This is a genomic window from Mesotoga sp. B105.6.4, from assembly GCF_002896535.1.
Taxonomy (GTDB): domain Bacteria; phylum Thermotogota; class Thermotogae; order Petrotogales; family Kosmotogaceae; genus Mesotoga.
The window spans coordinates 33,999-45,994 of record NZ_JWIM01000071.1; the positions used below are offsets into that span (position 1 = coordinate 33,999).

At 44.6% G+C, this 11,996-nt stretch carries 15 protein-coding genes; 7 read left to right on the forward strand and 8 right to left on the reverse strand.

The features are described 5' to 3' along the window. Positions 1–84 precede the first annotated feature (84 nt). A complete protein-coding gene (locus RJ60_RS12820; protein WP_103134958.1) occupies positions 85–2,004 on the forward strand; it encodes a bifunctional 2',3'-cyclic-nucleotide 2'-phosphodiesterase/3'-nucleotidase in 1,920 nt (639 codons plus the stop codon). 103 nt (positions 2,005–2,107) lie between these two features. Here RJ60_RS12820 and RJ60_RS16335 read toward each other — a convergent pair whose 3' ends face one another. Both RJ60_RS16335 and RJ60_RS12830 read right to left on the reverse strand, forming a co-directional pair. Beyond that, positions 2,108–2,329, reverse strand: coding sequence for a hypothetical protein (locus RJ60_RS16335; protein WP_258006326.1), 222 nt, complete (start codon positions 2,327–2,329; stop codon positions 2,108–2,110). Between the two features lie 585 nt (positions 2,330–2,914). Then, positions 2,915–3,523, reverse strand: coding sequence for a DUF6305 family protein (locus RJ60_RS12830; protein ID WP_103134959.1), 609 nt, complete (start codon positions 3,521–3,523; stop codon positions 2,915–2,917). A 547-nt stretch (positions 3,524–4,070) separates the two neighbouring features. On the opposite strand from RJ60_RS12830, the gene RJ60_RS12840 reads away from it, so the two are divergent. The 3 genes from RJ60_RS12840 to RJ60_RS12850 all read left to right on the forward strand — a co-directional run bounded on the left by RJ60_RS12840 (position 4,071) and on the right by RJ60_RS12850 (position 5,261). Beyond that, positions 4,071–4,289 (forward strand): hypothetical protein, encoded by a 219-nt coding sequence (locus tag RJ60_RS12840; protein ID WP_103134960.1) that lies wholly within the window; start codon positions 4,071–4,073, stop codon positions 4,287–4,289. A 134-nt stretch (positions 4,290–4,423) separates the two neighbouring features. Continuing rightward, positions 4,424–4,864: a hypothetical protein gene (locus RJ60_RS12845; RefSeq protein ID WP_103134961.1), complete on the forward strand. Its 441-nt coding sequence runs from the start codon at positions 4,424–4,426 to the stop codon at positions 4,862–4,864. 211 nt (positions 4,865–5,075) lie between these two features. Continuing rightward, complete coding sequence (locus tag RJ60_RS12850) at positions 5,076–5,261, forward strand: transcription initiation factor TFIIIB (RefSeq protein ID WP_099830143.1); 186 nt, start codon at positions 5,076–5,078, stop codon at positions 5,259–5,261. Positions 5,262–6,269: 1,008 nt separating this feature from the next. On the opposite strand, the gene RJ60_RS16340 is transcribed toward RJ60_RS12850, so the two are convergent. The 5 genes from RJ60_RS16340 to RJ60_RS12875 all read right to left on the reverse strand — a co-directional run bounded on the left by RJ60_RS16340 (position 6,270) and on the right by RJ60_RS12875 (position 8,646). Next, positions 6,270–6,569, reverse strand: a complete 300-nt coding sequence (locus RJ60_RS16340) for a hypothetical protein (RefSeq protein WP_258006327.1) — start codon at positions 6,567–6,569, stop codon at positions 6,270–6,272. Between the two features lie 256 nt (positions 6,570–6,825). Then, the gene (locus tag RJ60_RS12860; protein ID WP_103134962.1) at positions 6,826–7,038 is read right to left on the reverse strand and encodes a hypothetical protein; all 213 of its coding nucleotides are present in this window, start codon (positions 7,036–7,038) and stop codon (positions 6,826–6,828) included. 301 nt (positions 7,039–7,339) lie between these two features. After that, complete coding sequence (locus RJ60_RS16580; protein WP_180979953.1) at positions 7,340–7,585, reverse strand: GNAT family N-acetyltransferase; 246 nt, start codon at positions 7,583–7,585, stop codon at positions 7,340–7,342. Beyond that, a complete protein-coding gene (locus tag RJ60_RS16585) occupies positions 7,483–7,929 on the reverse strand; it encodes a GNAT family N-acetyltransferase (protein WP_103134964.1) in 447 nt (148 codons plus the stop codon). Before RJ60_RS16585 ends, RJ60_RS16580 begins: the two co-directional genes overlap by 103 nt. Before the next feature lie 267 nt (positions 7,930–8,196). Then, positions 8,197–8,646 (reverse strand): hypothetical protein, encoded by a 450-nt coding sequence (locus RJ60_RS12875; RefSeq protein ID WP_103134965.1) that lies wholly within the window; start codon positions 8,644–8,646, stop codon positions 8,197–8,199. A 554-nt stretch (positions 8,647–9,200) separates the two neighbouring features. Between RJ60_RS12875 and RJ60_RS12885 the strand changes: the two genes are divergently transcribed. From RJ60_RS12885 to RJ60_RS12895, 3 genes are all read left to right on the forward strand, one after another. Next, entirely contained in the window at positions 9,201–9,575 is a 375-nt protein-coding gene (locus tag RJ60_RS12885; protein ID WP_103134967.1) for a hypothetical protein, read from the forward strand. Between the two features lie 21 nt (positions 9,576–9,596). Then, positions 9,597–10,127, forward strand: a complete 531-nt coding sequence (locus RJ60_RS12890; RefSeq protein ID WP_103134968.1) for a class I SAM-dependent methyltransferase — start codon at positions 9,597–9,599, stop codon at positions 10,125–10,127. A gap of 216 nt (positions 10,128–10,343) precedes the next feature. Then, positions 10,344–11,438 (forward strand): hypothetical protein, encoded by a 1,095-nt coding sequence (locus tag RJ60_RS12895; protein ID WP_103134969.1) that lies wholly within the window; start codon positions 10,344–10,346, stop codon positions 11,436–11,438. On the opposite strand, the gene RJ60_RS12900 is transcribed toward RJ60_RS12895, so the two are convergent. Then, positions 11,432–11,800 (reverse strand): hypothetical protein, encoded by a 369-nt coding sequence (locus RJ60_RS12900; RefSeq protein ID WP_103134970.1) that lies wholly within the window; start codon positions 11,798–11,800, stop codon positions 11,432–11,434. The two genes, RJ60_RS12895 and RJ60_RS12900, sit on opposite strands and share 7 nt — an antisense overlap. Positions 11,801–11,996 lie beyond the last annotated feature (196 nt).

The following is an 11,996-nucleotide window of genomic DNA, read 5'->3' on the forward strand; positions in this document are numbered from 1 at the left end:
GGTTGTATAATAATAATCCAAAACGGTTGCTGCATTAACTCACATAGTAGAAAGCAACCAGTATAGTGAAGGAGGAGTGGTTAGATGCCTGATAGAAGAAAGGTTCTGTCACTGGTTCTGCTGATTCTGGTAGCTTTTTCGAGTGCGTTGTTTTCCGCTGCTGGGAAGACTGTCCATACCCTTGTCATAATGGGTACGACAGACATGCATCAATACATTATGCCCTACGACTACATGGGGGACAAGCCAAATGAAAGTATAGGTCTTGCAAAGGTTTTCACGCTAATTGAACAGTTTAGGAGTGATAATCCGAACACTCTGCTCTTCGACACAGGCGACTTCATTCAGGGAAGCCTTGTCGGAGATTACGAGGCCGATGTGAATCCTCTTAAGGGATTCGACTTCCAGACCATCGTCCGTGCCTACAACTACATAGGTTACGATGCAGTCTCCGTCGGAAATCACGATGTTACTGACTTTGGCCTGGATTTCTTTGAACGCGCGAAAAGCAATTCGATTTTTCCCTGGGTATCAGCAAACATAAGGCTTGCAGATGATCCCAAGGGATTCTTGACCGACCCATACGTAATTCTCGAGAGAGAAGTCGATGGAATCCCGATCAAGATCGGTGTGATCGGCTTCACGCCACCTCAGATTATGAGCTGGGGAAGACGTCATCTTGAAGGCAACGTCTTCACACAGGGTATTGTCGAACAAGCAGAAAAGTACATTCCTATCCTCAGAGACCAGGCAGACCTCGTAATTGCAGTTGCCCACACGGGAATCTCCACAGATGAAATAACCAGTTATGACGCTCAGGAGAACGCCGCCTATTATCTCGCTCAGATCGAAGGTATTGACGCAATGATTCTTGGTCACCAACATTCTCATTTCCCTGGGGATTTCGCAGACATCGAGAGCATCGATAACGACAAGGGCCTAATCTTCGGTGTTCCTACTGTACTTCCGGGCTCTTGGGGTTCACACTTAGGTGTAATAAGTCTCGACCTCGCCTATGACTGGAATACGGGAGAGTGGGAAGTGTTAGATGGTTCGGCAGCTCTTGTTCCCGTTGACGCCGATGTCGAAACTCATCCGCTTCTGGCTGAACTCGTTTGGCCGAAGCACGAAGCGACGATTGAGTATGTAAGAACTCCCATCGGCTGGACCGATACTGAGATAACGTCTTACTTCTCAAGAATAATGGACAATCCTGTCACTCAGATCATAAACGAAGCTCAAATATGGTGGGCGGAGCGTGAATTTGCTGGTTCCGAATACGAGTGGCTCCCAATTCTCAGCGCTGCTGCTCCATTCATTGCTGGCAGACAGGGCCCGACATATTTCACACACGTTCAAGGGGACATCTCGATCGGCTCAATTACTGACATCTACATTTACCCGAATACTATATATGTGGCAAAACTTAACGGCAAACAGATAAAAGACTGGCTTGAGGCGGCCGCAAGTAACTTCAATCAGATCGACCCGTCGTCTGCAGAGCCGCAACATATTGTCAACTACGATTTCAGGGAATACAACTTCGATGTGATTGAAGGAATAGAATACGTTTACGACATTACTAAACCCGTGGGTCAACGGTTGGTCTCTGCCGTTTTCGAAGGCAATCCGCTTGATGCGTCAATGGAGTTCCTGGTAGTGACAAACAACTACCGAGGGAGCGGAGGAGGAAATTTCCCACATGTAGCCGATAACGTTATACTTGCCACAACGGAGATAAACCGGGAGGCAATAATAAAGTACATACAATATATTGGCGAAGTAGATCCCGCCCCCACGAACAACTGGAAGATTCTTCCCATCGAGACCGCCGGACCTCTTCTCTATCGATCTTCTCCAGAAGGTCAGGGATACGTTGAGAGGAATGCAATTCGCGGAATAGATTTCTTAGAGGTTGATGAGGCAGGATGGGGAGTCTACAAAGTAGACCTGTTTGAACTCGCTGAATACCTTGAAGAGGCAGCTCTGCAGGAAGTCAATTAGCTTGCTTTCTGAATAAAGGGCCCCGCGAAAGGGGCCCTTCTTATTTGTCTTTCTGCTGCGTTTGGTCCGGAATCATTTTCAGTCAGCCAGCTTTCAATTTCTGCTAGAGGGAGATGCTTTCCAGCTCCGAAAGAAAGTAGTCCTTGTCCTGCTCTTCCTCGATTAAATCGGCTGTTTCTCTTGCCAGTTTTATGTACTCATCCATACGGTCACGTTTTCCTGCAATCATGTAGGCTCTCGCAACGGCTTCATAGCCAAAGGCAAGATCGAAACCACTTATGGCATTGTCGGTGCAATATTTCAGCGAAAGCTCACCATGATACAAAGCTGACTCCGCCATGTTAAGCAAAAATAAACCCTGGACACTTGCCACTCGCCCCTCGCAAATTCAATCGGGGTACCCACCACACCCCAGTGAAAGCGTGATGCGTGAGCGGTGTGTATCATAAGAAGGTCATCTTCTGCAGTTCTGTCTTTCTTGTCTATAAGGTCCCATGTAAGGTTGAAGTTCTCTATCGCCTGCTTTTTGTGCCATTCGTGCTCCGTAAGCTTTTCAGAATCCATAGATAACCATCCTTTCCGGGGTTATTATTCCTTCCTCCCGCGTGTCAATTCTATCACTGGCAAAAAGGTGGGCAATGAGCTGGATCGACTCAAGAAGAATGCAAAGTGGTCAAGAACTAATTTTGCAATGTTAATCTTTCAGCAAATTGAAAGCCCTTATCGTTCAGTCAATAAACAGTGAGGGTGTCTTAATATACTTGAATATTTCAACACCCAGAAACCATCAATCCTGGAAGGAACTTCAATCTTTGATTCTTAAAGAAGACTTATGAGGACTCTCATTCTATCCGAAGCTATCAAAGAGATTTAAAGACTGATTATGTGAGACTATGTTTCGAGCGTTACATCAAGATCCACCCATTGAGAATAAGAGATCAAGAGCATCGATAATTCTTTCAGCTTTGTCGACCACTATCAGCTGAACGTCGGTTTCCTCCGAGAGCGCGGAGAAATACTCACTCGGTCCTTCCGGTGATACCAGAATTATGTAGTCGGCTTTCGGCATAAGCAAGTCGAAGGACTGCCTCGGATCGTTGTCTGGTGAAGTGAAGCCACCTTCAATATGAATGGCTACAACAGGAACTCCTCGCGCTTTCGCTATCGATACGAGCTCCTCTATTCTGGAGACCTCCTGACCGACATCGATTTCCTCAACGCCGCATACGGTATATAGATCCCCCTCGACCATGGCACCAGGGGCAATAAAAAGTGTTCCGGGCGCGTTCTTCGAGTCGAGCCTCTCGGTGAAGTCTTCGGGTTTCAACTGAAGGATGTTCTCGTAATCAATTCCGTGCATTTCACAGACTAGAGCGAGAACGTCTGATGCAGCACCGTCGCCTATCGCCGTTGCAATAATCGGGGCTCTTGCTAGAGGTTCCAGATTTCCTGCAGAAAGCGGTGATATAAGAAACGCAACTAGTAAGGCTGTAAATAGCACCGATATTTTTGGTTTCATAGATTTCCCTCCATAACATTTAAGAGCTGTGACCAGATCGATCTTAAGAACTGTTCCTTCCGATATCTAAAACAAAGTTCTTAATATGACCAATTTTATCAAATTTAATCATTTTTTTGAACGAGAACACAACTCCTATCTAGGTCTATATACTGTTCGTCTTCGCCAAAGATTTTCTGCCCATTCACTCTAGAGAGTTTGTTAATCTTCTCTAGGAAAAATGAGAATTTGTATAATTGAACAACTTTTATCGGATTTATCTAACGATGTTGGGAGGTCTATATGATATAAGAGTTTGATAGTATTGTTAGGATTTGCCTTATTTGCGACGGCACCAGTTTTCGCTCTTGAGAAGAGTTCGGATTACTACACCACACAGAACGAAACAAAGTCAAAATGGAATTCACAGTTACATTCGATGAGGCCAGAGACACAATCCGGATATACTACCCTCAGATAAATACAGGTGAGAAACTCTACGGATATATTGAAGAAATAGACATTCAAAGAAAGTTCGTGGACTGCGTAGAGATTTTCTTTACAGGCTTTGAAAGCAATCTCTTATACAGAGATCTCGATCTGGTGGAGCAGAATCTATAAGGACTTCTACTTTGGGAACCTTGATCCACTGAGAATGGTAGTTCAGAATTCAGTCCACATGATGCCAGAAGAAAGTCCGAAGGATGTTCAGCCTCTGGAGAAGGTAATGCAGTTCCTGTTTGTGGAGAGCGAATTCGGAAACGAAAACCTTGAAGTCGCGATCTGATAACCGACATTTTCACAATCAGGGCTCTCCCGATGAGATAAGAATCCAACACCTTGGAATGGTATTCTGAAATTATTGGCCGAGGCTAGATAAAAGTCTAATACTCGTTGGACATCAGAAAAGAGGTGGAGATTGTGAAAAAGGGCATCTTTCTCGCCGTTATCGGAGCGGCAATGATTATAGCTGGTTTGTTCCTGCCGATAGTACGTTTCCCCGGAGGAAGCAAAGCGACCTTTTTCAACGGCGGAGATCTGTATGGCGCACTAACACTAGCAATTGCTATCTTTGCAGGTATCATGGGAATCGTGAAAGTGAGATCGATGGTCTTTCTTTCCGGGCTTGCTTCGATTGGGGTTGTAGTAGCGAGGTTGATTACCGTGATTAAGGACCTGCCCGACGAGAACTCCTTGAGAACTCAGTTTAAAGAGCTTATCCAGAGCAATGTCCCCGGTAGTTCTGGAGAGGAAATAGCGAATATAATCGGCGGACCGCAAGTTCACTGGCTTGGGTGGACAATCCTGCTTGCAGGAGGAGTTGTGGTTCTTTTCGCCGCCTTCATTTCTTCAAAAAGATGAAGGGCTTATCCCCCGCTTTGGTCATGATTTTCAAGCTCTAACAATGCGGCGCTCATGACATAAGCGAAATGCTTACTGTTGAACTGAGTACCAACATGGTTCTAGAGTCAACTGGCGGTTGACAGCAACGCAAGATTGTTTAAGCGTTCTAGATTTGTTCTAATGGAATACTGGATCATTTCAATTTTGAAATGACTACTGGAGGTATTCGATGATTCGAACAGACAAGTGCCCAAACTGTGGCTCGCTGGACATAGGAAAGGGTTACTGGTCAGGTTATGCAGCGCTAATGCCTTTGGGAAAGCCTCTTTCGATGGGCTCTAAGGTAATCGTGCGCGTCTGCAGAGAATGTGGACATATCTTCGATCTCCATGCAGAAAAACCCGAGAAGTTCTGATTTTTCCTTTGGGAACTCCATATAAGCTTCAGATCAAATACCTATTCACAATCCTTAATAAGCTTCCCGGAGATAACCAGATATCTTTGACCAGATCCCTTTAGTTCTTTCAAACTGTTCGTAGTGTTTCTCAACGGACTTATGGTACTTATTCAGCTCTCTGGAAATGTTGTAGAATGAATCGGTACCAAAGTACGATGAAATGCAAGGTAATGTTTCCCTAAGGTCGATTTTCATCTCTTCGATTTTCTCTGAATAGTTATCGCGATTAGTTATGTAGAGAAGCAGAGGCTTGTATCTTATCCGGACAATACAGGACCTGTAGAAACGCCTTACTATCTCTCTCGAGTCGGCTCTTATTGGTCTGAGACTGTGGGGAGAACACCCATCAAAACATGGTTGTATGTCGAGAAAGCGTTGTGAAAGGCGTAACGTGGAACTTTCAGCACCTTCCTGTCACTCAGGCAGGTACTCAAGAAAGTATCTTCGCCTCGTGCTCCAGGGGGATTATAGAAGGGAAATAGTCTGCTCGGGTCCTTAAGATTCAAACAGAGGTTCGATCCTGAGATAAACTTCGCATGATTTACCTCTTCAACTTCAAAGACTTCACCACTGTTCAGTATGTCCGGATCGGCGCACGAGACTCCTCCAGGTACTATAAGTCTTCTAAGGGTCTCCCACTTAACTATGTCATTACTTATCGCCTCAATAAACAGTCTGAACGTATCTTCCGGTAGCGCTGGCGAAAACTCTATGAATGGGATCGGCGAAATGTAACCACAGTGATAACCGTAGGTGATGTCGGCCCGGTCGATTTAATTCAAATGCGTTTTCAAAATGTTTCAAAACATGCTGGCCTATCCACGAAACGGAACCCATGTTGTTCATAACGGCAACTGGATACTCATCATCATCAAGATAGAGAAGGCAATCTATGTGATTCTTCAGAGCAGTGTAAAGAACGATGTTTCTCTGGGAAGCGTATCCTTTTCCAAAAACCAAAGAAGCTTATTCCGAATCGACAATCCCGCGCTTAATGAGCTCCCTCTTTTCTTCCTCAACTTCCTTCTGACCCATGAAGTGTTTGGAGAACAGTAATTCGTTCACACTGGAACTGATCCTGGTGTAATTTGCCTTCTTTGTATTCTTGTAGTCCAGATCATACGCAACAAATTGATTCAGGTTTAGTTCTTTTCTGTCAACCAGTTCAGATTCTTTCCAGTTGTAGACGTAGCTGCGCAAAACCCTCTGAAAGTGTTTTCTCCCAGTTGCAAAATCGATTTCGACCTTCATTCTTTCGTCATTCAAATAGCTTTCTCCTCCAAGAGTCCACAATTGTCTCTTAGAACACAAAAGCAATTAAGATCGAAACGATTCTAGGATGAGTAGCATTCTCGAAAAGAGGATAACGCAGTCATTAAGTCGGAAAATCAGGCATGTGAAATTAGACCAAAACTCAACTTAACGAGATCCCTTGAGGCATTCAATCTTGTTATTGACGTAACCTGCTCATTCAACTAACCAAACCCATAATTACTCTGCTGCTTCCCTGCAGTTGCGATGGCTACCTCCTGTGACACCCGGGAGAGCAGTACTTGCATCCACACACATTGGGATAGATATCACTTGCCTTCCTTACTGCATCCTGACAGTTGTCAAAATAGCCAAGGTAAGTCCTCGACTTTATCCTCACCATCTCAACGCAGTCCCTTGTGTGAACCTCGTAGTCCCCAGACTGCATAGCGCTGTCACCAACATAGTAGTGTTTATAAGACATATTTCATTCCTCCTTATTCGAGTTACGGAAAGAGCCAGAAGAAAGAGTGGAAGGCTGTGATTACTAAATGAGAACCGTGCTTCAACGATCCGGCCTTGTGAGAAATTGTCCCGTGGCTTTCATATAAAGTTTAGCACAAATTCATGTTTATGTTATCACAATTCACTACTTCATCTCTGTTGGTCAATAAGTTCTCTTTAAGACTTAACGAATCAATGCCTAAGCTGAAGTTCAATTGCCAGGGTAAGTCAAGATACTGGTCCTTTTATGGCCGACTTGGAAAACTAACCGGGTATAGATACTATAAGCCCTTTGTCAAATTCAGGAAGAGACTCTTGTAATGTACAGGATCCGAGAATCCTATCTTCTCTGCTACCCCAATTGAGGCTGAGTTGCTCTCTCTGCAGTGCCATTCGGGCCTGAGCCCTTTATCAACGCAATCTCTTACGCAGAGCGCTGACGTAAGAGAGCCGAGACCGAGCCCCCGAAAATCCCCTGGGTCTCTAGCCCCAATTTCCGACGCTCTCCAGAGTATATCGTGATACACCAAGCGACTATCTGGTTGTTCTTCACCACGCAGTATCCTATTCCTGAGCGCAGAAAGGAGCAAGTATCCGGCCAGAAGGCATTGAACCAGCCGGTCTGCCCTTTGAGCGATCTGTCCTCCAGCGCTGTTTTCACAGTCATGATCTCAAAACCGGTAGGTGGCCGTTTTCTCTCTCTCAGCTTCACGGAATTATAATATCTCCTAGGCATCTCGTCTGCTTTGTCTCCCAAGAGATTAGCGAGCTCGTATTTGCACTCTGAAGATTGATCAAAACTGATTATCAGACCTGGAGTACCCCATTTCTTGTTGCCCGGGATGATTTCCTTCTGCAGAAATTCGGACAGCTCAAGTGATTTGAGTAATCACCTGCTACTTATAGAGCATTTGTGAGAGGCCATATGACTGCCAGATTTGGATTTGTGAAATCATTCGAATATACGCGACCGATTGTATTTCCTTCTAAAACAGACCTTACAGCCAAATGGGATTCAAAAGAGTTAAAGCGGTCAGCCACAATCGAGTAGTTGGGTTTTTCGAGCAGGAACGATCCATCTCCCCGTTTTCGGAACACTTCTCTATTCGATTATGCAACAACCTTTGAGACGGATTTGTTACCAGGACATTGCAACCAGTGAGGTGGGATAATTGAGAGGCGTAAGAAGTGTCGCCTTGCCATCGTCTATGCCGTAACTGAAAAGCCCGTTTCCAAAGTTTGCAGTAAAGTATATGGTTTTTCCTACCAGTACAAGTCCTGTTAAGTTGGACGACAACTCTTCGGCAATGGCAATATAGTACTCATTTTCTCCCTGATCAAAGTATATGGAACTGAGCTTTCCGTATTCAGATCTGGCAATTGGCAGAATTTGGCCTGTTTCCATTAGGTACTTAAGAACCGTATCCTGTCCGTTTGTCGAGAGAACAAACGTTCTTTCGTCGAGGAAAATACCATACATATTCTGAAGCAGGTTGTCCGCATCGTGAAGCATATCAAACTTGCCTGCAGATTTTCTTTTCATATCATAGAAAGTCACGGTATCTCTCTCGCTGTCAATCTTTTCCATCCAAATCAAACTGCATGTATTCGTGTAGAAGAAAACCGATTGACTACTACCTTTCCATCAACAAGTGAATATTCATTGTAATAGTCATAGAGGTTGTTGTTCCATATTGAAAGCGCTGTATTCTGTGTAGTAGAGAAGAGCTCCGTAACTTCTGGTGTGATTCTTATAATCCCGATCTTCGTTTCAGCATAGAATACTATGTCTTTTTCCCCGTGGATCAGGCACCTAGAAAACTTCTGGGTATCAGAAACACAAAGATTACCGCCAATCATATTCTGGCTTTCGTTTCCCCACCTCCATTTGGGTAAAATCATTACATATGACGAACAGAGTTTTCATAGCTAATCGATTCCGTGCAAACAATTATAGGATTTACTGTCTCGTTTATTTGCCTCAGTCAGACAGAGCTGTCAACTTCTAACCGAATAATCAAGCATGACTATTGAAGAGGTTTTTTTGAGCTTTTGAGAGAGCCTTTCTGACTCTTCTGGCTTTTCAACATTATAATGAAGACACAAATAACCTCTTCTATTTGCCACCAAGGAGGTGCCAAGATGAACATCAAGAGGCTTCTGCAGTGCCCCGGGTGTGGTTCTTCTATCATAAGTAATGAAGATGTTTTTGAATGCACCTCCTGTTATCGGAGATTTCGAAAACGAATGGAAGTATTGGATTTCCTTCTGTCGGGTGAGGATCAATGGGTGTTGGTCGGAAAGGGTTTTATGAACGGTCAGGAGGAGCTTGAAAGGCGTTTCTTTGAGTCTTCTGAGGATGAGCTTTCTCCGGCTGACAGATTGATAAAGGCTACCGCTCTCTGGTATCGAGGAGAATTTGACGACTTCCAGAGACTTCTCCGACCGTCGAGAGAGGTCCTTTACACAGAAGAATACAACCAAGCGATGACCGAGAGCCTCAATCGTACCGTTTAACTGATCAAGAAGGAACAGGGCTTGGTCCTCGATCTGGCAACCGGAATGGGCGGACTGCTTGAAGAACTACTGTCTTCTACCGAAAAAGAATACTTGGCTGTCGATATTAGTCCTTCGAGCAGCTTCGGGCTTCTCCAGTACTTGCGTTACAGAGGCTGGGGAGAGAGAGTTGTTCAAATCATTGCTTATGCAGCAAATCTCCCGCTCAAAGATGACTCAATAGATGTCATCGTAAGTGCCGTAGGGTTTCAAAACATGCAAGATTCCAAGAAAGTCTTCAAAGAGGTAAGAAGTGTCTCGAAAAAGCTGATAGCGCTTTGCATCTTCTTTGAAGACGGTGATCCAAACCTCGCTCATGTGAGTGACAGAGGCCTTCACGTCTCGAAAGAATTCGTAAGGGGCCTTGAAGAGGCTGGCTGGAACTCGAGGATTGAAAACTCCGTTCGGGTAAGAGCCGAACCGACACCGCAGTCGGGAATTCTTGGCATAAGACCGGATATGCTTCCGATAACTTCTACAACAATTGAATTCACTACTGTCATTGCGAAGTAGTCCACTCTTGCTCGATAAGTCGACTGTTAAAAGCATTAGGTGACCATAGTATCGAATCTTGGCTTCTCTTAGGCGAGTTCTGGTCGCTCGAAATCGGCTGTTGCAAACGAATTGTTGAAGACTCTTCCGCGGGTCTCCCTACTATCTCCTGCCTTCTTCTCTGTCGCTTTTCGAACCTTTACTGCTGTACAATCTAATAAGCAGGAGGTGGGTCGAATGACCAGAAAAATCACAAGCATACTATTCGTTGCGTTTTTTGCGTTTTCCTTGGTTTTTGCTAATAGCGTCTGGCTAGCTATCTTTCCCGAATACTCGGATAGTCCCCTTGAATGGATGGCTCCCGGACTTAGGCTCAGCTACAGGGCAAGCACTGCCGTGATGAAACCCGGGGGAGGGTTGTCGGATACCGGCGGTTCCGGCGTAGGCCTCTATCAGATGGATGTTGTTGCATTGGAAGAAGGATCCTTAGCGCTCTTACAAACTTATTTTATGGAGATGAGGGGCGGCTATTATCCCAGTCTTTCATTTGGAACTATAGAGAAACCGGGTGTTTCCGACTTGTGGTTAAATCCAGCGGTTTTCAACGACTTGTCGAAATTCAACAGCGATAATACGACTGCTGCGGAGATGCCTATTCAATACGGCGGGCAGACGGTGCAGGCCGTCAGGATTGAATCGAGAGGAATAAATGCTAAACACGTCTATACTTATGACCGAGCCTCAGGTATTCTTCTTTATCTTCTGACTCAAGCTCAATCGGGGACAGATATACATCAAAACATAATGGAGTTTCTTTCTGCTAGATATGTTGAGCTCCCCTGGTTCAACTCTCAAAGGCCCTCCTGGAAATTGACGACCACGTCATATTCAGGAACTTACACGATCAACATACCCGGCTCATATACCACTCCCGCACAGACTCAGGTTACGATAACTCCGGTAACATCCTCGCTTTCCTGGGATTACGTAAAAATGACAATCATGCAGTACGGAACCCTTCCGGGGGAATTTCACACCGTAACCGGTGTGGCTCAGTTGAACGGCCCGATATGGCTTTCTGCTCAAGCCCTTAATTCGCTCACAAAGGTACAGGACATCGATCGAGATCCCATCACGAATGTTGTAACCAGTGTGAGCTACATTGGCAAGCTTCAAGATGGAACTGAAGTTATAATGCTTCAACAGACAAACGGAACGTACGCCAATCAAAACGTTTACGATCGAAAAACCGGTCGTCTTCTTTATACAAAGCAGATGAGCCCAAACAGTCTTGACTATAATGTGACCGAACTCTCAATTGCAGGCTATTGAAACCCAACAAGTTTGAGACTTAGATAGCCGAAAATGAGGCTTAGGAAAAGTGTTATGGAACTCGAAATCGTGAATACTGCGGGGTATCTGAGGTTTCTGCCCCAATCTTTCACGTAGATTCTATAAGCAATCAGATTAGGCAGAGAGGCTATGATAGTGCCGCTACCTCCAATGTTCACGCCCAGAAAAAGTCCTTCGTTGCTCTCGGTAAACGAGGAAAAGGGGATTGCAGCAGGCACGTTGCTGATAAACTGTGGTATAAGAGCGGAGCTTGTCATTGTCCTTGTTTTACCATTTGTTGCAGACTTCATCAGCGTGGCTATTACATCCATTCTGCAGATATTGTCTCTTGACTTTATCACTTTAACCCATAAAACAGAGAAGATAGCGACTGAAACCCGCATGGTTTCGTAAACGCTATTTTTTTGTCTATATTTTTTAGTGGTAACTAATGAAAAGTTGGATTTAAGTATTGATTATACAATTACTTGCTTTTGGAAGGTATTCTATGGTATTAGGTAGTCATGTTTATAAAACCCACGAAATCTAAGAACTTTA